This window comes from Thiogranum longum (assembly GCF_004339085.1).
In the GTDB taxonomy this organism is placed as follows: Bacteria; Pseudomonadota; Gammaproteobacteria; order DSM-19610; family DSM-19610; genus Thiogranum; species Thiogranum longum.
In genome coordinates, this window is the sequence record NZ_SMFX01000001.1 from 2143278 (window position 1) to 2166309 (window position 23032).

General features: G+C 51.8%; 22 protein-coding genes and 1 pseudogene. 5 read left to right on the plus strand and 18 right to left on the minus strand.

The features are described 5' to 3' along the window. The 13 genes from flgL to DFR30_RS10615 form a co-directional block, all read right to left on the minus strand. Nucleotides 1-903 (minus strand): flagellar hook-associated protein FlgL, encoded by a 903-nt coding sequence (flgL, locus tag DFR30_RS10555; RefSeq protein WP_132973030.1) that lies wholly within the window; start codon nucleotides 901-903, stop codon nucleotides 1-3. Nucleotides 904-905: 2 nt separating this feature from the next. Beyond that, entirely contained in the window at nucleotides 906-2843 is a 1938-nt protein-coding gene (flgK, locus tag DFR30_RS10560; protein WP_132973032.1) for a flagellar hook-associated protein FlgK, read from the minus strand. Between the two features lie 54 nt (nucleotides 2844-2897). Next, a complete protein-coding gene (gene flgJ, locus DFR30_RS10565) occupies nucleotides 2898-3863 on the minus strand; it encodes a flagellar assembly peptidoglycan hydrolase FlgJ (RefSeq protein WP_132973034.1) in 966 nt (321 codons plus the stop codon). A 13-nt stretch (nucleotides 3864-3876) separates the two neighbouring features. Beyond that, nucleotides 3877-4980, minus strand: a complete 1104-nt coding sequence (locus tag DFR30_RS10570; protein ID WP_424565401.1) for a flagellar basal body P-ring protein FlgI — start codon at nucleotides 4978-4980, stop codon at nucleotides 3877-3879. A gap of 10 nt (nucleotides 4981-4990) precedes the next feature. Then, the gene (flgH, locus tag DFR30_RS10575) at nucleotides 4991-5716 is read right to left on the minus strand and encodes a flagellar basal body L-ring protein FlgH (RefSeq protein WP_132974456.1); all 726 of its coding nucleotides are present in this window, start codon (nucleotides 5714-5716) and stop codon (nucleotides 4991-4993) included. Between the two features lie 27 nt (nucleotides 5717-5743). Next, nucleotides 5744-6529: a flagellar basal-body rod protein FlgG gene (flgG, locus tag DFR30_RS10580; protein ID WP_132973038.1), complete on the minus strand. Its 786-nt coding sequence runs from the start codon at nucleotides 6527-6529 to the stop codon at nucleotides 5744-5746. 27 nt (nucleotides 6530-6556) lie between these two features. After that, on the minus strand, nucleotides 6557-7297 hold the full coding sequence (locus DFR30_RS10585) for a flagellar basal body rod protein FlgF (protein ID WP_132973040.1): 741 nt from the start codon (nucleotides 7295-7297) through the stop codon (nucleotides 6557-6559). 19 nt (nucleotides 7298-7316) lie between these two features. Further along, complete coding sequence (flgE, locus tag DFR30_RS10590; RefSeq protein WP_132973042.1) at nucleotides 7317-8528, minus strand: flagellar hook protein FlgE; 1212 nt, start codon at nucleotides 8526-8528, stop codon at nucleotides 7317-7319. A 24-nt stretch (nucleotides 8529-8552) separates the two neighbouring features. Further along, entirely contained in the window at nucleotides 8553-9224 is a 672-nt protein-coding gene (locus DFR30_RS10595; protein ID WP_132973044.1) for a flagellar hook assembly protein FlgD, read from the minus strand. 28 nt (nucleotides 9225-9252) lie between these two features. Next, nucleotides 9253-9666, minus strand: coding sequence for a flagellar basal body rod protein FlgC (gene flgC / locus DFR30_RS10600; protein ID WP_132973046.1), 414 nt, complete (start codon nucleotides 9664-9666; stop codon nucleotides 9253-9255). A gap of 3 nt (nucleotides 9667-9669) precedes the next feature. Beyond that, entirely contained in the window at nucleotides 9670-10065 is a 396-nt protein-coding gene (gene flgB / locus DFR30_RS10605; RefSeq protein ID WP_132973048.1) for a flagellar basal body rod protein FlgB, read from the minus strand. 165 nt (nucleotides 10066-10230) lie between these two features. Further along, nucleotides 10231-11073, minus strand: a complete 843-nt coding sequence (locus DFR30_RS10610; protein ID WP_132973050.1) for a CheR family methyltransferase — start codon at nucleotides 11071-11073, stop codon at nucleotides 10231-10233. A gap of 72 nt (nucleotides 11074-11145) precedes the next feature. After that, nucleotides 11146-12099: a chemotaxis protein CheV gene (locus tag DFR30_RS10615; protein ID WP_132973052.1), complete on the minus strand. Its 954-nt coding sequence runs from the start codon at nucleotides 12097-12099 to the stop codon at nucleotides 11146-11148. An 81-nt stretch (nucleotides 12100-12180) separates the two neighbouring features. Between DFR30_RS10615 and flgA the strand changes: the two genes are divergently transcribed. The 5 genes and pseudogenes from flgA to DFR30_RS10640 all read left to right on the plus strand — a co-directional run. Next, complete coding sequence (gene flgA / locus DFR30_RS10620) at nucleotides 12181-12963, plus strand: flagellar basal body P-ring formation chaperone FlgA (RefSeq protein ID WP_132973054.1); 783 nt, start codon at nucleotides 12181-12183, stop codon at nucleotides 12961-12963. 90 nt (nucleotides 12964-13053) lie between these two features. After that, the gene (gene flgM, locus DFR30_RS10625) at nucleotides 13054-13380 is read left to right on the plus strand and encodes a flagellar biosynthesis anti-sigma factor FlgM (RefSeq protein ID WP_132973056.1); all 327 of its coding nucleotides are present in this window, start codon (nucleotides 13054-13056) and stop codon (nucleotides 13378-13380) included. 5 nt (nucleotides 13381-13385) lie between these two features. Beyond that, a complete protein-coding gene (locus tag DFR30_RS10630) occupies nucleotides 13386-13868 on the plus strand; it encodes a flagella synthesis protein FlgN (RefSeq protein ID WP_132973058.1) in 483 nt (160 codons plus the stop codon). Nucleotides 13869-13980: 112 nt separating this feature from the next. Continuing rightward, nucleotides 13981-14724 carry a flagellar brake protein gene (locus tag DFR30_RS10635; protein WP_132973060.1) on the plus strand — a complete coding sequence of 248 codons (744 nt, stop codon included), beginning with the start codon at nucleotides 13981-13983 and terminating at the stop codon, nucleotides 14722-14724. 513 nt (nucleotides 14725-15237) lie between these two features. Continuing rightward, nucleotides 15238-15453, plus strand: a pseudogene (locus DFR30_RS10640) (integrase core domain-containing protein); the annotation flags it as partial. A 287-nt stretch (nucleotides 15454-15740) separates the two neighbouring features. On the opposite strand, the gene DFR30_RS10645 reads toward DFR30_RS10640, so the two are convergent. From DFR30_RS10645 to DFR30_RS10665, 5 genes are read right to left on the minus strand one after another with little or no spacing between them, the layout of a single operon-like run. Continuing rightward, a complete protein-coding gene (locus tag DFR30_RS10645; protein WP_132973064.1) occupies nucleotides 15741-16235 on the minus strand; it encodes a hypothetical protein in 495 nt (164 codons plus the stop codon). Beyond that, nucleotides 16219-20553, minus strand: coding sequence for an RHS repeat-associated core domain-containing protein (locus tag DFR30_RS10650; protein WP_132973066.1), 4335 nt, complete (start codon nucleotides 20551-20553; stop codon nucleotides 16219-16221). The genes DFR30_RS10645 and DFR30_RS10650 overlap by 17 nt, the downstream gene beginning before the upstream one ends. Nucleotides 20554-20570: 17 nt before the next feature. Next, the gene (locus tag DFR30_RS10655; RefSeq protein WP_207891876.1) at nucleotides 20571-21053 is read right to left on the minus strand and encodes a tetratricopeptide repeat protein; all 483 of its coding nucleotides are present in this window, start codon (nucleotides 21051-21053) and stop codon (nucleotides 20571-20573) included. Next, nucleotides 21053-22144 (minus strand): FlgD immunoglobulin-like domain containing protein, encoded by a 1092-nt coding sequence (locus DFR30_RS10660; RefSeq protein WP_132973070.1) that lies wholly within the window; start codon nucleotides 22142-22144, stop codon nucleotides 21053-21055. The genes DFR30_RS10655 and DFR30_RS10660 overlap by 1 nt, the downstream gene beginning before the upstream one ends. Then, entirely contained in the window at nucleotides 22141-23031 is an 891-nt protein-coding gene (locus DFR30_RS10665) for a TolB family protein (RefSeq protein WP_132973072.1), read from the minus strand. Before DFR30_RS10665 ends, DFR30_RS10660 begins: the two co-directional genes overlap by 4 nt. Nucleotide 23032 lies beyond the last annotated feature (1 nt).

Below are 23032 nucleotides of genomic sequence, written 5' to 3' on the forward strand. Positions count from 1 at the left end.
TTACAGGAAGTTAAACAGATTCAGATTCTGAACCTTGACGAAGGCCTGTTGTGCAGCCTGCAAGGTAATACTCTGCTGATTGAGTCGACTGGCCGCCTCCGCATAATCCAGGTCCTCGATCGTGGATCGGGTATTTTCCAGCTGTTCAATTAATGACACATTACTGGTTTCCTCACGATCGACCGCATTCAGACGCGCGCCTATTGTTGCGCGTACCCCGAGAATATTATCCAGTGCGTTATCGAGCTGATCGAGGCTGGCCGGGGCGGGAGCATCTGCCTCGAGATCCGTGGCAAGGTTGTACAGGGTACTGAAAACATCTTCATAACCCCCTCCCGCTGCCGGGATTTTCATAAAAACATCCATCCCTGAATCACCATCGGCAATCTGGCGTGCTGCCCCGACCTGGACAAGCCGCTGCCCCTGGTCACCCGCGTAGGAAAAATTACCTGCACCATCACCGGAAAACGGCGCCGACTGCCCCTGGAATCCTCCAAACATGAACTCACCGTTTGCATCAGTACGGTTTGCCAAACCGATGACCTCGTCCAGTATCTGACGAACCTCCTGTGCAATTCCGGCACGGACTTCCGGGCCATTTGTATCATTGAGCCCCTGCACAGTCAGTTCGCGGGCACGCTGCAACGCATCACCGACGTTGGCCAGCGAGGCGTCTTCCAGCTGCAACCGGCTGCGGACAAAATCGATATTGCGCTGATACTGACGCGTGACATCAAGTGAGTCAGACAAACCAACCAACTGTGCCGCTCCTGCCGGGTCATCGGAGGGCGTATTGATACGCTTGCCGGAAGAAAGCTGCTGTTGGGTACGAAATACCGCTGTTTGTTGCTCGAGCATGGCATCCACACCCTGACGAAACAGACTTAATGTACCAATACGCATGATTATCTCCCGACAGCTGCCAGCAAGGTCTGGAATGTGGATTCTGCCACAGAAATCACCTGTGCTATTGCAGAATAAGCCTGCTGAAAGCGGATAAGATCGGCCGCCTCCTCGTCCAGGTTAACGCCGGAAAGCGCGTCGCGTGACTCCTGGGCCTGGCTTTTCAGCGCAGCCTGGGCCTGTGAAGTGATCTCCGCACTGCGGGTACGTGCACCAAGATCGCTGATCAACTGGCCATAGGCCCCCTGGAAACTGGTATCGCCATTTTCCATGGTTTTTGCAGCCTGAAGGCCCGCCAGTAACAAGGCATTGAAATTATCACCCGAACCATTGGTATTTGCCGCGGCAACAAAGCTGTCGCCATCAGCCGGCGCCCCGTTCACAATAAAGCTTGTCCCTGCCACAGTGAACGTGCTTCCACTGTCAGTGACCGGGTCGTAGGCAAAAGAACCTGCCACGTCACCGGCATAGTTGAACTGCTGGGTGCCTGCATCGTAAGTAAAGGTGATACCGGCAACCAGTGGCGTGAATGTACTGTCGACCGCCTGCAGCCTGAATGCACCATCGCCCACATTGGTTGGCAAGCCGTTGGCATTGGTTGCCTCCCCCAGCGTTAACGGTGCAGCTGCAGCAATGTCCCCCGGGTCGCCGATCAGAAGACTCATACTGGATGAGCCTTCACGCGTCGGCTTTATCTCAAAACGATCCCCGGCAGCAGGCGCCCCGGAAACAACAAAATCCAGGCCCTGGGCATTAAACGGACTGGCCGCAGTACCGGCGCCTGTCATAGCAACCGGCAAACCGTCAATGGCACGCGAAAGATTCCAGGTTGCGCCGTCAAAGGCCAGCACGTAATCGCTGGTAGTCAGATCCTGGATATTGGCCGTATCGAAAGTCGCAACGACACTGGCAGAACCGGTATTGTTGATATGCGCAGACGTAGACGGCTGACTGACGGAAAACATATCCACGCCCATTTCACCATCCAGGTCCATACCCAGATTCTGCTGCAGATTGAACTCGGTCGAAAAGGTAACCGCTATACGGCCCAGGGCATTATCTGCAGTATTCAGTGTCTGCTCGCGAAAATCCAGAAGCGCGCCCAGTTTCCCGCCTGTGAGACTGCTGGTGATTTCTGCGGGAATACCGCCACTGACCACGGATATCTCCGAGCGACGCGCATCAAACCCGTTCCGTGTAATTTGTAACGGGGATGCGAGAAAACCGGTCACCAGTGACTGTCCACTCCCGACGAATACATTTACAGAACCGTCATCCTGTTCGAACGTACGAACTGACACCAGTCCGGACAGTTCGTTGATAAGCATGTCCCGCTTGTCCAGCAGGTCGTTGGGTGTCTGGCCGGCACCCTGCGACCGGGCATCGAGAATATTGCGGTTGGTGTCAGCAATTGCGGTGCTGAGACTGTTGATTTCATTAACCACCGTATCCAGGCCGCCGTTTATTTCGCTACGCATGGAATCCAGTTGTTGACTGAGATTCTGTATACGTCCAACCAGCGACCCGGCTTCCGACAATACCAGCTGACGTGGCGGAATCGCTGAAGGGTTATCCGCCAGATCCTGCATGGAACTGAAAAAGTTCTCCAGTCCCGCACTCAAACCGGCATCACTGTCTCCGAGCAGGTTCGAGACCCGGCTTGCATACTGGAACAGCGTGTCATACTGGGCACTGGTACTGGTGGTGTCACGCAGCCGGTCAGCTGTGAACTGGTCAAACAGGCGCGTGACACTTTCTATCTGGACGCCATTTCCCATGAAGCCCTGCCCGGTAAAACTCGGCGGACGTGTTCCAAGCTCAACGCGCTGACGGCTGTAACCTTCCGTATTGGCGTTACTGATATTGTTCCCCGTGGTCGCAATAGAGCGCTGAAACGCCTGCAGGCCCGAGGTGGCCGTACCGAGCAGTCCTACCGCCATGGTGCTGTCTCCCGAGTACCTGCTGTTTGTCTGTTCATCTCGCCTTCCTGTTTATCAGCCACGTGGCCCGGCAGCTGAAACATCAACTTCGCCGAGTGCCTCACGCAGGTGTGAACTGTCCATAATGCGGTTGATTTTCCCGGCGTAGTCGGGATCCGTGGCATATCCCGCATCGGTCAGGGCACGGGTAAATTCCGGGGCATCATCAGCCCGCTGCAGTGCATCGCTGTAGCGCGGGTTGCGTTTAAGAAATTCGATATAATCCGCGAAACTTTCTTCCGGGGAAGCATAGGCCCGGAAATGTGCGCGCTCCTTGCGCATCAATCCGTCCCTGAATTCAATGGTCTCGGTGGTTGCCCGCGCGCCCTGCCAGCCTGAGTCCGCCTTGATACCGAAAAGATTGAAGGAATTACTGCCATCCTTGCCGCGGATCATATGTTGCCCCCAGCCGGTTTCCAGTGCAGCTTGTGCAATCAGCATCTCAGGTTTGGCGCCGATTTCATCCGCTGCACGCTTTGCATGTGGCCATAACTTGTGAATAAATTCTTTCGGTGATTCCGGCACCCAGTCATCGCTCTCTCGGGTTGCATCAGGTTTTGCTGTTGTCGCTGTATGCTGCTGTACGGGAAAGCGGAAATTTTCACCGGCCCTGTCGATACTTTGTGCCGGATTCATCTGGAGCTCACCGGGTTCAAGCGAAGAATCCCCATCACCCTGTTTGCGTAACTGCTCCACCATCATATCGGCCAGGCCTATACCCTGGCCCTGGCTCATCTCGATGGAAATCTGTTTGTCAAACATGGCCTGATAGGTTTTGGTATGTTCGTTATCCAGCATGCCATCGCCAAGACTGGCATCGCGCATGCTTTTCAGCATCATCTGCAGGAACAGTGCCTCGAACTGCTCAGCAACCTTGCGCAGGGTTTCTTCGCTGTCTCCATCCGTGCGTGCGCGATTACGCAGGGTGTTAATGCCCTGGAAATCGGTATATACGTCGGTCTGAAGAATGCCCTGGGTCATTAAAACTCTCCGGCTATATCACGATCAGTTCGGCGCGCAATGCGCCGGCGCCCTTCAGGGCCTGCAGGATAGATACCAGGTCGGCCGGTGTGGCGCCAACACGGTTCACCGCGTCGACTACATCCTGTAGTGTAATACCGGTATTCAGAAGGAACATACGATCGCCTTCCATCTGCACATCAACATCACTGTTTGCAGTAACGGCAGTCGATCCTCCCGACAAGGCAGGCGGTTGGCTGACCTGAAGGGCCTGGCTGATGGTCACTACAAGTGAGCCGTGAGAAATCGCTGCGGGAAGGATGCGGACCTTTTCACCGATGACAACCGTGCCGGTACGTGAATTGATAATCACCCTGGCAGCAGCCTTGCCCGGCTGAACAATAATATTCTCCACCATTGATGCAAAAGCAACACGCTGTGCGGGGTCACCTGGGGCACTGACTTTTATCGACACGGCATCGAGTGGTTGAGCAATCCCCGGACCTACGGTTTCATTAATGGCGCGGGCAAGGCGGTTTGCGGTAGTAAAGTCGGATCGATTCAGGTTAAGTGTGATGGAATCACCACTGAGGAACGGATTCTGCACCACTCGTTCCACGGTGGCCCCGTTGGGTATACTGCCAACACTGGGAATATTCACGGTAACACTGGATCCGTCACTGCCGGAAGCGTTGAGACCACTCACCAGCAGATCCCCCTGTGCCATGGCGTATACCCGCCCGTCGGCACCCTTTAGCGGCATCATCAACAAGGTGCCGCCACGCAGGCTCTTGGCATTACCGATAGAAGATACCGTAATATCGATTGTCTGTCCTACCTTCGCAAAGGCAGGCAGGTTTGCGTGTACTGCAACCGCTGCAACATTCTTCAACTGTGCATTGGTACCCGGCGGCAGTATGATGCCGAATTGCTGCAGCATGTTCTGCAGGCTCTGAACCGTAAAAGGTGTCTGGCTGGTCTGGTCACCACTGCCATCCAGGCCGACAACCAGGCCATAACCCACCAGCTGGTTAGTACGCACACCGGCAATATGAGTAAGGTCCTTGATACGCTCGGCAAACACACTGCCAGACAGGAGTGTCAGGACAACGATCAAAATCATTCTGTGCATATTCATACCATCCAGGTCAGAAAGGCCAGATCGGGCTGTTGAAGAACTTTGCCAACCAGCCCATTTCATTGGAATCGGCAAGGAACCCCTTGCCACTATAGGTAATCCGCGCATCACCAATCAGGGTAGACTGCACCGTGTTCTGGGTACTGATGTCCTGCGGGCGCACGATGCCGGAAATCTGGATAAATTCTTCACCCTTGTTCAGGGTCAGCCACTTTTCGCCGCGAATCACCAGGTTACCGTTGGGAAGGACATTAGCGATAGTGACGGTTATGTTACCCGTCAGACTATTGCTCTGGCTTGCATCACCCTCACCCTCAAACGCATTCGAGGAACTCAGGTTTGCCGCCAGTGTGTTGTTTCGGTTGCTGTCCAGTGGAATCAGGCCCGGCACATTAAACGTCGGCGTAGCACCGAGGATCGTCGGACTTGCTATGGCCGTTTCCTGTGTTTTGTCTGTTGAAGCCTTGGCGGATTTGGATGCCGAAGTACTCTCCTGCAAAACAACTGTGATGATATCGCCCACATGACGAGCCTTTACATCTTCAAACAGGCGGACATCACGAGATGCCTGGTATATCGAACCATCGGTACTTTCCTGACTGGTATATGTCTGTGGCGGCGTCGGGCGGTAGCTGTCCCGTGGTGATGGTGCAGTCGCACACCCTCCCAGAACCAGGAGTACCAGCAATGGCAACAGAACCAACTGACGCTTTCGCGGATTTTGTGAAGATGTCATCATGTCATCCTACCTGTCAGCTCATGCTCAGAGGTTATTCGTCACATATTGCAACATGCTATCAGTCGTCTGGATCGCCTTTGAATTCATTTCATAGGCACGCTGTGTTTCGATCATATTCACCAGCTCCTCCACCACATTGACATTGGATGTCTCGAGAGCACCCTGCACCACTGACCCGATACCGTTCAATCCAGGTGTCCCGGTCGTAGGCGATCCACTGGAAGCGGTTTCAAGGAAAAGGTTCTGACCTGCAGCCTGCAAGCCTGTCGGATTGATAAAGTCAGCCAGCTGGATACTGCCAAGCTGTGTCGGCGTGGCGCTGCCGGGTGTCAGTGCCGAAACAACTCCATCGGAACCGACGGTAACGCTGGTAGCATTGCCTGGAATTGTAATTGCCGGCTGCAGGACAAGACCGCTTGAGTTAACCAGCTGCCCGGTCTCATCCAGCTTGAAGGAACCATCCCGGCTGTAGGCAATGTTACCGTCAGGCTGGAGGATCTGGAAAAATCCTCGCCCCTGGATTGCAACATCGAGACTGTTGCTGGTCTGTACGATATTACCCAGTGTGTGAATTTTCTCTGTTGCGACAGTACGCACACCGGTCCCTATCTGCAGACCGGTAGGCAAGCGGCTGTTCTGTGAGGAAAGTGCACCAACCTGGCGTACATTCTGGTATAGCATATCCTCGAACATCGCCCGATCCCGCTTGAAGCCGGTGGTGTTGACGTTCGCCAGGTTATTGGAAATCACGCTCATGCGTGTCTGTTGTGCTTCCAGTCCGGTCTTTGCGACCCATAATGCCTTGTTCATGCTAGTACCTCACTAATCTGTTTATCGCTAACCCATATTCAGCAGCTGGGTTGCCTTTTCGTCCATTTCCTTGGCTGTCGACATGATCTTTACCGACATTTCATATTGCCTGGCCATGCTGATCATGTCTGTCATGGCTTCCACACTGTTCACATTACTGTTTTCCAGTGACCCGCTTATCAGGGTGACATCTGTACTCGGTGGTGCCGTGCTGCCATCACGCATACGCAGCAAACCATCTTCACCCTTGACCAGGTCAGCGTGGGGTGGCGAAACCACCTTGATACGCGACACCTCGGCCAGTGTGGAAGGCTGCTGACCAATCGGTTTTACACTGATAGTTCCGTCACTGCCGATTTCAAGATTTTCATACTCGGGAATAAGCACCGGACCTGCAGTTCCCAGCACCGGGTGCCCTGCAGCCGTCGTCAGCTGGCCGTTGATATTGACGCGCAAACTGCCACCGCGTGTATAGGCCTCACTACCATCCGGCGCCTGTACAGCAACCCATCCGTTGCCATTCACAGCAACATCGAGGGGGCGGCCGGTAATCTGCGTTGTACCCTTTGCGCCACTGACACCAACACTCTGGTCGAGGGCAAAGGCACGGGTATCAAAACCTGCACCCTGCACCATGCGGGTACGGAAAGCCGTCATATCAGCCTGGAAACCGACGGTATTGGCATTGGCCAGATTGTTGCTGCTGATCGTCTGCCGTCCAAGTAACTGCTTGGCTCCACTGGCGGCAACAAATACGACGCGATCCATGTGCTACTCCCGTCCGCTATTAACGGATATTGATGATAGTCTGGGTGATGGTGTCCGCAGTGGTAATGACCTGGGCATTGGCCTGGAAATTACGCTGTGCGGTTATCATGTTGACCAGTTCCTCGGTGAGATCCACGTTAGAACCTTCCAGGGCACCGGACTCGATGAGTCCGGCGGAACCGGCACCCGGACCACCGACCAGTGGTGCACCGGAGTCGAAAGTTTCCGCCCAACTGGTATCACCCAGCTGACGCAGACCCTGCGGATTATTGAAGGTTGCTATTGCAATCTGACCCAGTGTACGTGACTGCCCATTGGTGAAGCGCGAGGTAATGATTCCGGTATCACTGATATCGATACCGCTCAGGCGCCCGGTTGCGAAGCCATCCTGCACCAGTGCATTAACACTGAAAGGACTGCCAAACTGGGAAGTGTTGTTGTAATCAACATTCACTGTCATAGCTGCAGCACCGCCGGAAGGCGTAAATGTCATGCTGGTCGGGGAGCCGCTTGTAATAGCACCTGTTGAATCAAAATTAATAGTTTCACCGGCTGGCGCACCAGCATTCACCTGAGCACCGTCAACAAACTGGAAGGCATCCCAGGTGTTGTCCGCTGTCTTGCGGAAGTACATGGTATTGAGGTGCGGCGAACCCAGGCTGTCGAAAACCGTCAATGACGTCGAGTTGTTGTAGGAGCTTGCATTGGTCGGATCAAAGGGCGCCGTCGGTGCGACTGCGGAAGCATCCAGGTTGGCCTGCACATCGATCGCGGTGGTTGCTGCCGGGGCGATATCCGAGCGATCCAGCTGCAACGGTCCGGTGGCACCGGTAATATTTCCGCTGTTATCAGCCTGGAAGATTGTCAATTGCTGCTGCTGGTTATTGACGACAAAGCCATCACGGTCAACGCCCAGTGCGCCGGCACGTGTGTAATTGTTAATGCCGTTATCGTTCATGATCAGGAAGCCCTGACCACTGATTGCCAGGTCCAGGTTATTGTCGGTGAAACCGATGTTGCCCTGGGTAAACTGCTGTGAAACCGAAGACACCCTGACACCGGTGCCAATCGCGTTGGATGCAACGCCCAGGTTCGAGGTTGCAAAAATATCCGCAAATTCGGCACGCGATTCCTTGAAGCCTGTTGTGCCGGCATTGGCAACGTTGTTACCAATAATGCGTAACTCCGAGGATGCTGCGTTTAAACCACTTAGTGCTGTACGAAACGGCATGATGTCTCTCCTTCAGCCAATCGGTTACAGGATCTGCCGGACTTCGTTGAAGTCCATCGACCCGATACCATCAAGATCCAGCAACAGCCCACCGCTGTTGCTTAATGTGACACTTCTGACTTCTGAAGCCAGCAGTGTTTCAACCGCTTCGTTGCGGCCATCAACACTGGCTTCAGCAGACACAAAATAATTACCCGGTGTAGCGTACTGGCCATCGTCGCGCAGTCCGTCCCACTGGAACTCGACATCACCGGCAGCCTGCGATCCCAGGTTGATACGACGAACCACCTGGCCCGCCTGGTCAAAGACGCTTACGGTCACATCACTACTGGCTGCAGGTATCTGTGCTGTACCACGAATAGTTCCACCCTGATCCAGTGAGGCTACCCCGGTCGGGGCGAGTACGGACCTGCCGATCAGATTGGAAGCCTGTAATGCCTGATTCGATACCAGTGATGAACTCAGTTCTTCAAACCCGGTATTCAGATTGCCAATACCTTCTACGGTGGAGAACTGGGCGATCTGCGCCAGGAAGTCACCATTCTCCATTGGCTTGAACGGGTCCTGGTTCTGTAACTGGGTCGTCATCAGTTTCAGGAATTCTTCCTGACCAAGTTCCTTGCGGGTGCTTTCCTTGTTCAGGTCCTGCACAGACCTGAACTCAACCCCTGGTATTCCATTCTGTGAATCAATCATCGGATTGTCCTGTGTGCTGTCTTTTCAGTTACTGACCAAGCCGCAGCGTCGCCATCATCAGCTGCTTGGATGTATTCAGTACCTCGACGTTGCTCTGGTAGGCGCGCGAGGCGGAAATCATGTTTGCCATTTCATCCACAACGTTGACATTCGGGAGAAAGACATAACCTTCCTCATTTGCCATGGGGTGCTCAGGCTGGTAACGCGTTTCAAGCGGTGTTGTACTGTCTACGACACCCTTTACCTCGACACCGAAGCTGACATTGTCGCCCTGCAATGACTGCATCATTGCGGCAAATACCGGGTTCTTGGCACGGTAGGTAGTAGCTTCGCTGCTACCGATACTCTGGGCGTTTGCCAGGTTGCTGGCTGTAGTGTTCAGTCGCAGCGACTCGGCGCTCATGGCCGAACCGGAAATACTAAAGATATTAAACAGGGACATTTATCATTCTCCCTTGATGGCCAGTTTCAGGCTGGTGAATTTACCGCCAAGAAAAGTCAGTGTTGACTGGTAACGGATAGCATTTTCGGTAAACCGGGCTTTCTCCTGCTGGGAATCGACGGTATTACCATCAAGCGACGGTTGTAGTGGTGTGCGATAGAGTATTTCCGGACCAGACATAGTGCTGCCGGCATCAGCAATGTGATTGCCGCGTGTTGTTTTGAGGGCCATCTGCTCTCCACCGGCCTGCGCAAGCGCAGCCCTGAAATCTATATCCCGCGCCTTGTAGCCAGGGGTATTGGCATTTGCAATATTGGATGCCAGAAGACTGGAACGCTTGCCGTACACCGAAAGGTGCTCAGGCATGATTCCGATTGCTTTGTCGATGATGTTCGGCATTCTCGCTGTTCCTGCAATATCGTCTTTGCAGGAACTACAGCAACAGCTGTGCCAAACAGAACTTGGGACGGGGAATCAAAGACTTGCGTGGGTTTTGGCCTTTCCGTACGGTTGCCGGCGGCAATCACTGACCGCCAGGGCGGCAAAGCCTGGCGGCACCAGCAATTACTTTTTCCGGTACACCGTACCTGAGGGGCAGCGAACCATTTCGAAAGCATCCGAGTACTGTGAAATGGATTCAGAGGCACCAAGGAAAAGGTACCCCCCTGGATTCAGTGCACCTGCCATGCGAGACAGGATGTCCTTCTTGGAGTCACCGGAAAAATAGATCAGGACATTGCGGCAGAAAACAATATCGAACTTGCCCAGCGAGCTGTAACTGCCTTGCAGATTAACCAGCGTGAATTGCACTCGCTGGCGGATTTCCCTGCGAACCTGCCAACGTTCTTCCCAATGAGAGGCATCGCGCTCGAAATAACGCTGCTTCATATCATTATCCAGACCACGGGCAAGCTGCATAGTATCGTAGTAAGCTGCCTTTGCCTCTTCAAGGACAGCGGTAGAAATATCTGTCGCCATGATTTTCACATCGGACAGTGCAGCGGTATTTCGCGACAGGTACTGCTGAACCGCCATACTGATCGAGTAGGGCTCCTGCCCGGTTGAACAGGCGGCAGACCAGATACGCACATTCCTCGTGCGTCGTTCCGACAGGTCCGGGAGAACTGTCTCTTCCAGAATCGTGAAAGGATGCCTGTCACGGAACCAGAAGGTTTCGTTGGTCGTCATGGCCTCTATCACACGCTCGCGCAGCACACCCCCCTGCCGCTCCGCGCGTAGCTTTATGACCAGTTCGCCAAGTCCGCCCTGCGCATTCTCACGAACCAGTTTTCCCAGCCGGCTCTGTACAAGGTAATGCTTGTTTTCACCCAGCAATATACCACACGCGTCTTCCAGAAAACGGCGGAATTCTTCATATTCGCTGGGCCTGATACTCGACAGTGGCAAACGTAATTTCCCTGTTTCGTCACTAGTCGGACACGCGTACTCCCGTGCCCGTGTTGTTATTATAAACCTGCTCTAGCAGGCTGTTTTTTCGTCACGCCACAACTTGAGCCGGTTAAGCACTGTCTTGGCGAGTACATCGGGCTGGAACTTGGCTATGAAATCATTGGCACCGACCTTCTCGACCATGGCATTGTTAAAAACACCACTCAGAGAGGTATGTAACAAGATATGTAAATTTTCAAGACGTGGATCCCTGCGCACTTCGGTTGTAAACGTATACCCGTCCATCTCAGGCATCTCGATGTCAGAGATCACCATAAAGATCCGTTCGTGCAGCGGTATATCCACTTCATCGCCTGCCCACTGCTGCAACTGTTCCAGAGCCCGCTTACCATCCATGGCCAGCACACACTCTATACCGAGCTTGTCGAGTGTCCGTTTGATCTGGTTACGCGCAACCGAAGAATCATCTGCGACCAGTACAACTGGTTTGCGTTCATCATCCTGGTTTTCTGCTTCCTCGATAAACTCCTGCGAGACTTCCTCGTTCCAGCCGATCACTTCTGCAAGCACTTTTTCGACATCGATAATCTCGACCAGCTCACCTTCTACCCTGGTCACTGCTGTCAGGTAGTTATCATCACCGATTCCCTGCGGCGGTGGCAAAATTTCTGACCAGTTCATATTTACAATGCGATCAACACCACCGACCAGGAAGCCCTGTACATACTGATTATATTCTGTAACTACGACGAAATTTTCCTCAGGATTTTCCACTCCTGCGCCACCTACGGCCCGATCGAGATCCATCACAGTGATCGTGCGACCCCGCATATTGGCAATTCCACGCACTACTGAGTGTGAATCCGGAATACTGGTCAGGTGTGGACACTGAATGACTTCCTGGACCTTGAACACGTTGATTCCGAACAACTGCTTTCCCGCAAGGCGGAACAACAGTAATTCCAGCCGATTATGCCCAGCCAGCTGGGTACGCAGATCAACATTAGCCAAAACACCGCTCATGGTGCTCACTCCCTTGTATACAGTGACATATTCTCGAACGGGCTATCGGCGACAGGCTGTGAAGCTTGACTGGAATAACACATGGCACACGAATTGCAATTCCACGCTATAACACTCGAACAGAGAATGGGGAATACCATGAACCGATCAGATTTCATCCGGGTTTTCATGCTGTTGGCTATTAGTGCATTACACAGCCCGGTCATCCTGGCCGGACAACCGGCAACTGCGTGGCAAGACCGTGCCGCTATCCGCACCACGGCGGAAAGCTACCTGCAGGCCATTACACGTGAACAGCACAATGCACGCACCGAAATCCATCTTGGGCAACTCGATCCGCGCCTGCGTCTGAAAGCCTGCCATTCACCGCTGGAAAGTTACACGCCATCCGGCAGCCGGCCAACCGGCAACACCACTGTAGGGGTACGCTGTCCGGACGAAGCTGGATGGAATATCTATATATCTGCACGCATTGATGTTTTCGCCCCGGTACTGGTTGCTCGCCAACCCCTTGTGCGTGGTGCCAGAGTACAGGCCTCCGACCTGGAATACCGGGAACGCAACCTGGCCAACCTGAACTACGGCTACTATACCGATACCGGCGCTGTCGACGGCATGGTCATCAAGCGCATGGTGTCTGCAGCGGACGTGATCACACCACAGATGGTAGAAGCACCGAAGCTGGTACGACGTGGCGAACAGGTCATTGTAGTGGCAGAATCGGGCAATCTGAGCATCCGCAGCAGCGGTAAGGCGCTCAACGATGGTAAATCCGGCGATGTTGTCCGTATCGAGGCAGCTGGCTCTCGACGGATCGTTGATGGTATTGTTGTTTCACAGGGCGTCGTAAAAGTGACGCTTTAGTGACAGCCCCGCAAAAAGCGCCTAAAGTTATTGAAGTAACGGGCGATATTGGGTCTGTAACAGTGTGAAATAACGAATGAGGATCCAGAAATGGAGATAGATAACAGCCGAGTAGCAACGCTGGTGACATCGGACAGCGGGCAAGGTAAACCGGTTGAAAAACAGGATAACAGTCAGTCCGGCCCGGCATCCGGTAAAGCCAGCACCGGCAGTTCAACCGCCGACAGCGTCAATCTGACGGGGCAGGCACGGCAACTGCAGATGTTAGAAGCGCAGATTGCCAGAGAACCGGTGGTCGACACCCAGCGTGTCCAGGCCGTCCATGCGGCAGTTGAAAACGGGACCTTTACCATTAACCCGGAACGCATTGCAGACAAGATGATCAGCCTTGAGCAGGCACTCACCGATATGAGGTAGGAACTATGCACAGCGAAGGGAATCGACATCCACTGGAAACCACATTGGCGCAGGAAGTCGAGTGCAGCCGGCAACTGATGGGGTGCCTGGATTCCGAGCGTAGCGCGCTGATTGAACGTGATCTGGATGCGCTTGAAACGACCACGCAGCAAAAACTGGACTGCAGCCAGCAACTTGAGCAACTTGAAACCCGGCGTGGCTCGCTGGTTGAATCACTGGGTTTCGAAAATACCCCCGACAGCCTGCAGCGCTGTTTTAAAACACTTCCCTGCGCCGAACGACTCTCCACCCTGTGGCAGCAAGTCCTGGGCAATATAGAATCCTGCCGGGCCACCAACCTCAGCAACGGAAGTATCCTGGAATCCGGACGCCAGCACGTTGAACAGGCGCTTTGCATTCTGCGCGGACAGACCGGTGCCCCGTCTGTCTATGCACAGGACGGCGAAACACGGGCAAATCTCGGCCAACGGGAACTCGGAAAAGTCTGACCTGGCACTCAAGACAGCCGGCCCCGGGCCGATTATATCCCCTATAAGGATAATCACTACACATACCAATTAAAGAACCGGCGCCGGCAACCGGCGGCGTGGTACGGGGCCAATGCCAGCGACACTGACACATGCACTTCAGGGGGAAGCGCACAACAGCGGTGAAGAAACTGTCACCAGCCGTTGCATGATTATCGCCACCCTGCACCAGCTCAAGGCAGAACACGAACTGCTCAGTGTGCGCGTGTCCGGCTGCCCCGACACCGCAAGCAGCGCGATTCTCGGCATCAAGGAAGACCAGGACTGTTACTACCTGGATGAACTCAATCTGCCAATATCCCACAAGGCATTCCTGAAGAAACGTAAAGCGGTCATTCATTGCCGGCTGCAGGGTATGGAGGTGCGTATCCCTTGCAAACTGCTCAAGGCGAGCAGCGACAAGGGTATTGCGCTGTACAAAATCGGCCTGCCGAAGCGCATTGTCCGAATACAACGGCGCGAACACTTCCGCCTGCGCCTGAATGCCGGACTAGTGATACCTGTTACCGTCCCGCGCCTTGAAGGACATTGTGCATCGGGAGAGGCCTTCGACCTGTCTGCCGGAGGTGTAGGTGCGTTCATACACACAAGCGATGTCCCCAGCCGCGGCCAGATCCTTTCCGAAGTGGCTATTGCCCTGCCGCAAGCTCCGTCTTTCAAGACAAGTATAGAAATTCGCTTTGCACGGGTTGACGAAATACACCATTCACTCAGAATCGGTGGCCGCTTCGTCAGCCTGGACAAAAACCAGGAACGCATCATCGCTCACTTTCTCGCCGAACAACAACGCAAGCGAAGGCGTCACAACCCCGTCTGAACCGGTTGCGGCAACGCGGTCAGGATTGTAAATGCAGGCCAGTACGGTAAGATAGACTTCCCGTATGGGGCCGTAGCTCAGCTGGGAGAGCGTCGCGTTCGCAATGCTATTCCCCTCTTTCCCCAAGCTTTTAATTCTTCTCTTTTATTTCGTTTTCATCCTATTATTACAGCATAGAGTCCGAGTTATTCGTTAATGTCTCATCACCCCCGTTCACACCTGTTTTTGAAAATATTGTGCGTGAATTGTGCGTGAGGCGCTGTTATTTCCCAAATTAAACCCGCCCGATCCGCCTGATTTCAACCAAGCTCAGGTCTTTGCTTTCACGCAGGGCCTTGATCGCAGTATCCACATCGAATTTGATGTCGTCTTTCATGTATCACTCCTCCTGATACCAGTTTAGTGGGATGACACAGATTTCTGGGGCCACCTCTTTACATTGTTCGAAAATTGTATCCGCTTATCCTGGCCGATTTGAGTGACGCTGCGACAGCAGCTTGACATAGGAGCGTCAACAGCCCAATGGAACGGTTCTTCCGGAGTCTGAAAAGTGAATGGATACCGGAAACCGGTTATCGATCGTTCGAAGAAGCAAAACGAGGAATTACGGACTACGTACTCGGTTATTACAGCTGCTTCAGGCCGCACGCACACAATGATGGCTTGCCACCGGTGATGGCCGAACAGCAGTACTGGAATGCCCAGAAAGCCGTGGCCAAAATAACTTGACCGCTACAAATCGGGAGGTACGTCGGGTGACCGGATCAAACCAGTATTCCGTCATAACATTGTATGGTTATATGGCGATGGCGTGGTTATATTTTCACTTACCTATAACCGACACAACCGAGGGATACTCGCCGAACAAATGCAAACCATTTCAGGGCTTTTTACGAACTGATTTACATTGAACCAATACAGAAATAATTTTGTTGATTTAAATCACGGCGCTAGGACTCTGGCTACTGCGTTTCAACAAGCAAGCCAGGATTCAGAAGCTAACCATACACTACATACTATTTCAATCGCTTTCTAACGAATGGCAGTAATAGAATTGCAAGAAGAAAAAATACTGCCCCTGTTACTTTTCCATTAAAAAGTATCAATACTGCATTAGAACCACCAACAAATAATAGAAGAACAAAAATTATTACATAAATTGAGAATGCTAAAGCCCCAGAGGCAAATAGCACCTTTATCACGCGCAATATTTTAATATCTTCTGCGTCATCGTGAAACAGCCTTTCCAAATATTTGCACCCTTTTCTACTAAATCCCAGCCAAGTAGAAATCCCTAATACACTTACAGATATAAGATTAACAACGAAAAATACTAGAACATCCGTACTTGTCAGTCCGATTGGCGAAGTTTTGAATGACCATATCAACGATGCATAAAATAAAATAAACGCCACGCTCAGAATAGATATATATTTCGCCACTGCTGAAGTAATTCTAAGAGTCCTCAGCATAGATCCGAATAACGACAAATCCTTATTTTTGGCAATCATCGCAGTCCTCAATTTTATACTCAATTACGGTGCATGTTCCCATTACACCCGAAGCCCCAAGGTTTAGCCCAAACGTAAATCCACTATCATTGGCATAAGCACTCCCACATTGAATTTTAGAAGCTGAATAACCAATCCCTATAACTAATCCGGCACCCACAGATCCGAAAGTACCGTTAAATACAGAAGGGTCTATATCTCCAACAAAATTGAAATCATCAAATTCTATATCCCCTCCTTCACCTCCCGGTATTTTCTTCGGGCTTCCCTTAATTCCGACACCTAAGCCAGGGCCGACGCCAGTCGCTTTAACAAACGCTTTTTTTCCATTCACACATTCTGACTCAACATCAATAAGTGCACCACCTGACCCAATACCAACAATAAATTCCCCCTCAATAATAGTCCCCGTCCATTTATACAAACCTAATGGATCGATATATTGAACTGGATTAGCATCTACGTAAAGGTATGAATTCAAGCCGCCATCCAACCCGATAGGGTCACTGGTTAAGTAACGCCCAGTATCCGGGGAATAGTATCTTTGCAAGTTGTAGTGAAGTCCCGTTTCACTATCGAAGTACTGACCCGGGAAACGCATGTTAAAAGCTACTATGTTTGTGTCCCCATCCACATCATCATTAACGCTAGCTTTTCCAAAACTCTCATTATCCGCTTTCCACACAGTCTGCTTGCTGCTATTGGTCAGAAACTTCGGCGTATCCAGATTGTCGCTGTGTACATCATAAATACCGTTAGCATCCTGCATCTGGATTGGTGTGAACTGGTTCGGCAGATAAGCATAACGCGTTTGCTGACTACCTATGTTGCTGTATTCCATCATCAGGCTCGTCCTGTCCCATAGATACCAAGTGGTGATTCCGTTTACAGTCTTGTTGATGCGCCGCCCCTGTGGATCGTATTGATAACTGGCGGTGGTGCTGTTGCCCGGGTTGCTGTACCCAGCCAGGCGATTATCGTGATCGTAGTTGAAGACCTCTCCGGAGCTCGTGGTGATAGGGTTACCATCGGCATCGAAGCTGTAGCTCGTTACTCCGGGTGATGTGAGCATCCTGTTGTTGGCGTCATAGTCATACAGCAAGGCATCAATGGGATCCTCCCGGTTACCAGCCTTATCGTAGCCAAAACTCTCGGCCGTGGGGATGCCCAAACCTGCTGGGTGGGTGGCGCTAGTCAAGCGGTTAACATTGTCATAACCATAATCATGCAGTCCGGATGCATCCGTCATTGTGTCGACATTGCGGACATTGTCGTGAGTGTAAACCCACTGCTCTAACGTGGGCACCCCATCATTGATCGAGATATCCCGGACCGGACCATTGTCAGCGAACAGGATATTAGTGGTGAGGCCTGATGGAGTGACTAGCTGTTTCAGCCGGTCATTTTTATCGTAATCAATACTACTGAATGTTTGTGTCCCGGGTAATACGACACTAACTAAGTGATTCAGTTTGTTTCGAGTATACTGATGGGCATAAGTACCACCACTATCGATTAGCGTAAAAGCATCGCGATTACCGTACCGGTCATAGTCATCGTCAAGGGTTATGGTCCCACCTGGATATAGCAACAGACTAGTAACATCTGCACGATTCAAAGCGTCGTAGGTATAACTGTAGAGTGGCGTGGAGCCGAGGTAGGTATCGGTGATGTTCTGGATATTTCCAGTGTTGTAGTATTGATAGGTGATGGTACGATCAACCGCGGTGGTTACATTGTCGGCGTAATACTTAATATCATTGACCGGACCCCACTCATTGTAGGTGTAGTCTATCTTTTGACCCCGAGCGTTGAGCAGATAGTCCAGCCGGTCACGGTCGTCATAGAAATACTGGATGCTTTGCAATAGTGGTCTGGTCTCTCTCGTCTTGCGAGACAAACTATCGTAGCTATATGATGTTGTGTTCAACTCTCCGTCTGTGACTGAAATCAGATTATCAGCCGCATCGTAGCCAAACAAAGTCTGGATGTTAGGGGTGATACCCAGTTCGTCACGCTGGATGATGCGTCCGATATCATCGTAGGTATTTCGGGTCTCATTCGAATTGGCATCGATGATAGAGATGCTGTGGTTGGTGGCATCATAGGTGTAACTTGTTATATTGAGCAGCGGATCAGTCACAGTCTTCAGGTTGCCCGCTTCATCATAAGCATATGTCCAGGTTTTGTTCTCACCATCGGTTTGGGTGGTTTTTCGGCCCTCACTGTCGTAGGTGTAGGACTCAATCGTGATGAACTGAGCACTGTCATCCTTACGCTGAAGATTAGCTAACCGGTTATTCGCATTGTAATTCAGCTTGACAATCTGTCCTTCACCATCGGCGACCGTTCTTCCTACCTCAATTTGTTGTAAACGGTCATTCGCGTAGGTGTAGATCGTCTCTTCCAGTAGTGCATTGGTCTGCTTTGTTAATCGTAAACGGTTGTCGTATTCAAACTGTGTCCGGTTGTTGTTTGCATCCCAGATATCGGAAATGCTGCCTTTGGCATCATAGCCATATCGAGTGATATCGAATGGGCTTTCCGCACCTGATATCTCATGATAGATCTTTGTCACAAACTGACTACCATTCTCATAGAGCAGCACGCGTTTATGTCCATCGGGATACACAATCGTTGCAGACCGATTAAGCGTATCGTAGGTATAGGTTGTGGTCTGATAACTGACGCCGTCGTCTTTCAGGCGCTTGATTTCTTTGATGGTCGTCGGAAGGTTGTTTCCATCTCGATAAAAGGTGAAATCTGTCTGAAATACTTTGGGATCAAGGCTAGAGATGACACTGGTGGATGATAGCTTGCCGGTATCATAGCTCCAGGTTTTTGTGATTATTTCGCCACTGTCAAGTGTGACAACTTCGGCCGTGCGATTCCCCAGGCTGTCATAGGTGTAGTCGATGGTTTTTTGCAAGACGCGTGCGGGTACCGCCTTAGTACCCTGGTTGTGGTAGATACGCGTGACATCGGGAAATCCTGCCGCATCATAGTCGTACTCAAACCAGTTACCCATACCGTCTTCAAAACGGGAGGTGCGCCGGCTGACCGGATCAAACCAGTATTCTGTCAAAACATTGTATGGGTTTAGTCCTGCCGAATCCGTTACGGTTTTAGTGACCTGTGTCTGCTGGTTGTTTATAACGTAGGTGATCACGCGCAAGGTATTGCCATGTGTTTGCGTGGCAATACGATCCTCCACATCGTAGGTCATTACATACGGAATGGCCGCACTGCCTTCCTGAACGGTGGTAATATTGTGCAAGTCCTGAAGATTGGACTGTGCATCTCGGTCATCATAGATATAGGCAGAGGTATGGCTCTCCAGACCATTGACCTGCGTCAGGTTCCCAATCGTCAGCCCTCCGGTAGTGACGTCGTGCACATAGCCGATCTGTCGGCTGTTGTTGTCGGTCACCGTGGCGACACGTCCGGTGTTCACATCGTAGGTAAACGTCAGCGCATTCCCGGTCAGGGTACCATCTACCGTTTGTTCTTCGACTTTGGTTAGCTGGTAGTGGTACCCAACCACCATCGGTTGTGTGGGATCGACCGCATAAGGTGAGGTGCCGGTTAGCGGCATTTTACCGGCAGGGTTATACGTCATGACTAAGCGGTGACCGTCCCGGTTTTCTTTTGCCGTCAACCGTCCCTGGGCGTCATAGTAATCCTTAACTGCATCCTGGTGTTCGAACACAAAGGCCCCGTTGGGCAACCCCTGTAAGGTTCCAAGCAGTGTGCCGGTTTCACCTTGATAAGCGTTACCTGTCAAGACAAAACGATCCTTGCGACCACAGTTGTAGCGAATCACTATTGAGTTATCAGGATATTCAAACAACCTTTGATCGAAGTTGAACGACCAGCCATAGCCCAATGTACTGTCGTACGTTGCGCGGCTGTCGTAACGCCGCTCGAGGCGAATCGGGTAAAGACCATTGACAACAACATCTAAACGCCGAAATCGTTCGGCACCATCATAAAGACTTATGGGGCCTCCTTCGGCGCCTTTCATTCCTTTACATTCGGTGTTCCCCTCATCTTTCTCGGCGGCGTCATCTTTATTTTCATCACCCGCCCCGTTTTGCAAAGGTGGCTGCGAAGCTGTCGGTTGTGTCGGCAACCCCGCTCCTGGGCTACCACTACCCCCAAAGTCATCCGCAGTAGCCACTCCGACGACAGAAATCCACCCGGATGGTTCAATCTGCAAAACCCACAGCGTAAAACTTAAACAGATCCCCAGCGCAATACTGAGCAGCTTGTGCCTCGGTTGTTTGTTCAACAGGGTATCGCTTTTATAATTTTGCATGTGCAATAAGCTCCTGGCTATTGGCCTGGACTGACCAGAGATCGGACAGTGTTGTAATGCGCATCGGCACCTGCCTCATCACCAAGGCCGAACAGCGCATTCCCCAGCGAGGTATGCGCCTCAACATTATTCGGGTCAACGGCAACGACCTGCTGAAAAGCCTCTTTCGCGGCGACCAGATTGCCCGATTGCATGTTCAGTCGACCCCGTAGCAACAAGCCTCGAATATGCGTGCTATTGATGGCTAGTACCTCATTAACCTGATCAGTCGCTCTTGGGTACTGCCTTTTAACGAAATAGCAGTATGCCAGACCAACTTTTGCATCGGGTGATTGAGGGTCATCTTGCAAGCTTTGCTGATAGAGTTGGGTAGCTTGATCGATATTCTGATTTTTATACGCCAGATTCGCTTCTTCAAGCGTAGAAGCCGCATACGCGTTTGAAGCAATCACAACCTGCGTAAGCAGGATGGCAGCAAGATACATTGTTTTCGTTCGCATCATGGCACCTTGGACGTTCTGGGGTGCTGAACAATAATCTTGCGGGTGGCCAGGCCAAAGTTTCCTTCATAACCTCGAAGGTTGACGCTGAGGAAGTGCTCTCCGTTATTCAGGTGCGTGGTATCTAACATCCACGCCATCGGCAGAAAACCCACCTCATTCTCAAAGGTAAACTGGCCATCAATGTAGAATACTGTTTCCGAACGGCGATTGAGCGCAATGGTGCGATGTTTCTCATCCACATCTAACATAACAGGAATGTGGCCGGTGACAATAGGAACGCCGTGCTTGTCGGTCTTTAGTCCCTCTGGCAAGTTAAGATTGACCAGATAATCGCCACGCGTCTCCGCTGACTGTTGTTGTGCAGCAATCATCCGTTTCACAGGTTTTTTCTTGACCTTGCGGCTCTCGGATGGCCATGTCATCGCTCTGATGAATGACACTTGATTCGGCTCGGGCCCGACCAGGATAGTATTCTGGCTAAGCGTGTAGGCACGCATACTGACCACCAACTTCGGGTGTTTTGACAGATCAAGTTCGCCGGAGGCATCTTTACCATCCCAGCGCTCAATGTGACTCCCTGCCTGCCGAGGCACCCAATTACGGATGGTCGCCATCAACGGTCCATGATTTTCAAGACCCACACGAATCAGGACTCTGGACGGTTTATCGAGGCTGTATTCGAACTGCATCTTGTCCGAATTCCAGAGAATCTTGCTGCGTACCGTTTCGCCGCCAGTCAAATCGCTCAAATCATGCTCAACGGTCGTATTTGCCGTGAGGGTGTACCGATAGGCTTCAGCGGGTACGGTATGCCCTGCTTCGTCTTGTCCTGACCACGGGATAGTTTGCTCGCCAGCTGCAAGATCCTTGCGCGCAATGCGGCGCACTAACTTATCTCGGTCATCGAACACTTTGAGTTCAACATCAGCCTTCTCAGACAATGCGAAGTTGATGTTGGTGAACTTCCCTTTTGTCGGAATAAACTGCGCTGGCGCATGGGAGACGCGCTCAATTTCGAGCGCATAGACGCCCATAGATGTCGCTGAAAAGACGACCGCAGCAATGAGGGCAGAAACAGATTTCATCATTCCTCCGGCCCGCCTGCTGACCACACCGGAAATCTTGCACCGACTTTTTCATGTGTCAGCTGTACTGCTTCACTGTTGCTGATTGGTTTCATCCAGATATTCATCACCCCGCTTCGCGATGATTCAAAGACAATGGCCTTGCCATCCGGTGACCAGGAAGGCCGTGCATCAATGGATTCATGTTGGGTAAGCTGACGGTTACTTCCGTCACTTTGCTTTATCCAGATTTCATAATTACCGGTCTGGTTATTGGAAAAAGCCATGGCATTATCGTTCGCAAAAGCCATATCAAAGTGGTACAGCTTTCCTGCGGTCAGCTTTTCTATCCGTTTACTGGCGCGTTCAACCCGCCACACATCGTGTGACTGATCGCCCTCGCCGGATAAAAAGTACACGGCTTTTCCATCCCTGGACCATACTGGCTCGTGTTGAAGCCCTTTCATCGCAGTGAGTTTTTTAAGGCCGCTTCCATCTTCCTTAACCAGCCAGATATGGTTGTTATCGATACTTCCCGCTACGCTGAGTGAAAAGGCAATAGACAGGCCATCTGGCGAAACCACAGCATCGACCGTGCCCTTGATCGGCAACTCCAGAATGGTTTCTTGCTTTGTCTGAACGTTGACCTTGCGTATCTGTCCTTGACTACCATTGACTAGAAGGTGTGTCCCGTCGGGATACCAACTGATGTGGCTCTTGTCGAACGGTGTATGGGTAATCTGCTGGGGATCTGTTCCATCGGCCTGCATCGTCCACACCTGCCAAAAGTTTTTACTGTGTGCCAGGTAGGCGATTTTCTCGTTCGCTGAAAATACTTTCAGCGGTAACAACAGCAACAGTAATACCGCGATGCGTAAAGGCGTGTGGATTCGTTTAGGCTTCAAGGGCATT

What these genes read in the sequence shown, in the direction of transcription:
- flgB (WP_132973048.1), bottom strand. Translation starts at nt 10,065, where the DNA reads ATGCCGAACATCATCGACAAAGCAATCGGAATCATGCCTGAGCACCTT.
- DFR30_RS10595 (WP_132973044.1), bottom strand. Translation starts at nt 9,224, where the DNA reads ATGATTGATTCACAGAATGGAATACCAGGGGTTGAGTTCAGGTCTGTG.
- DFR30_RS10660 (WP_132973070.1), bottom strand. Translation starts at nt 22,144, where the DNA reads ATGATGAAATCTGTTTCTGCCCTCATTGCTGCGGTCGTCTTTTCAGCG.
- flgE (WP_132973042.1), bottom strand. Translation starts at nt 8,528, where the DNA reads ATGCCGTTTCGTACAGCACTAAGTGGTTTAAACGCAGCATCCTCGGAG.
- flgC (WP_132973046.1), bottom strand. Translation starts at nt 9,666, where the DNA reads ATGTCCCTGTTTAATATCTTTAGTATTTCCGGTTCGGCCATGAGCGCC.
- flgH (WP_132974456.1), bottom strand. Translation starts at nt 5,716, where the DNA reads ATGACATCTTCACAAAATCCGCGAAAGCGTCAGTTGGTTCTGTTGCCA.
- flgA (WP_132973054.1), top strand. Translation starts at nt 12,181, where the DNA reads ATGGCACACGAATTGCAATTCCACGCTATAACACTCGAACAGAGAATG.
- flgM (WP_132973056.1), top strand. Translation starts at nt 13,054, where the DNA reads ATGGAGATAGATAACAGCCGAGTAGCAACGCTGGTGACATCGGACAGC.
- DFR30_RS10615 (WP_132973052.1), bottom strand. Translation starts at nt 12,099, where the DNA reads ATGAGCGGTGTTTTGGCTAATGTTGATCTGCGTACCCAGCTGGCTGGG.
- DFR30_RS10570 (WP_424565401.1), bottom strand. Translation starts at nt 4,980, where the DNA reads ATGAATATGCACAGAATGATTTTGATCGTTGTCCTGACACTCCTGTCT.
- flgL (WP_132973030.1), bottom strand. Translation starts at nt 903, where the DNA reads ATGCGTATTGGTACATTAAGTCTGTTTCGTCAGGGTGTGGATGCCATG.
- DFR30_RS10585 (WP_132973040.1), bottom strand. Translation starts at nt 7,297, where the DNA reads ATGGATCGCGTCGTATTTGTTGCCGCCAGTGGAGCCAAGCAGTTACTT.
- DFR30_RS10630 (WP_132973058.1), top strand. Translation starts at nt 13,386, where the DNA reads ATGCACAGCGAAGGGAATCGACATCCACTGGAAACCACATTGGCGCAG.
- DFR30_RS10635 (WP_132973060.1), top strand. Translation starts at nt 13,981, where the DNA reads ATGCCAGCGACACTGACACATGCACTTCAGGGGGAAGCGCACAACAGC.
- DFR30_RS10650 (WP_132973066.1), bottom strand. Translation starts at nt 20,553, where the DNA reads ATGCAAAATTATAAAAGCGATACCCTGTTGAACAAACAACCGAGGCAC.
- DFR30_RS10645 (WP_132973064.1), bottom strand. Translation starts at nt 16,235, where the DNA reads ATGATTGCCAAAAATAAGGATTTGTCGTTATTCGGATCTATGCTGAGG.
- DFR30_RS10665 (WP_132973072.1), bottom strand. Translation starts at nt 23,031, where the DNA reads ATGCCCTTGAAGCCTAAACGAATCCACACGCCTTTACGCATCGCGGTA.
- DFR30_RS10655 (WP_207891876.1), bottom strand. Translation starts at nt 21,053, where the DNA reads ATGCGAACGAAAACAATGTATCTTGCTGCCATCCTGCTTACGCAGGTT.
- flgJ (WP_132973034.1), bottom strand. Translation starts at nt 3,863, where the DNA reads ATGACCCAGGGCATTCTTCAGACCGACGTATATACCGATTTCCAGGGC.
- flgK (WP_132973032.1), bottom strand. Translation starts at nt 2,843, where the DNA reads ATGGCGGTAGGACTGCTCGGTACGGCCACCTCGGGCCTGCAGGCGTTT.
- flgG (WP_132973038.1), bottom strand. Translation starts at nt 6,529, where the DNA reads ATGAACAAGGCATTATGGGTCGCAAAGACCGGACTGGAAGCACAACAG.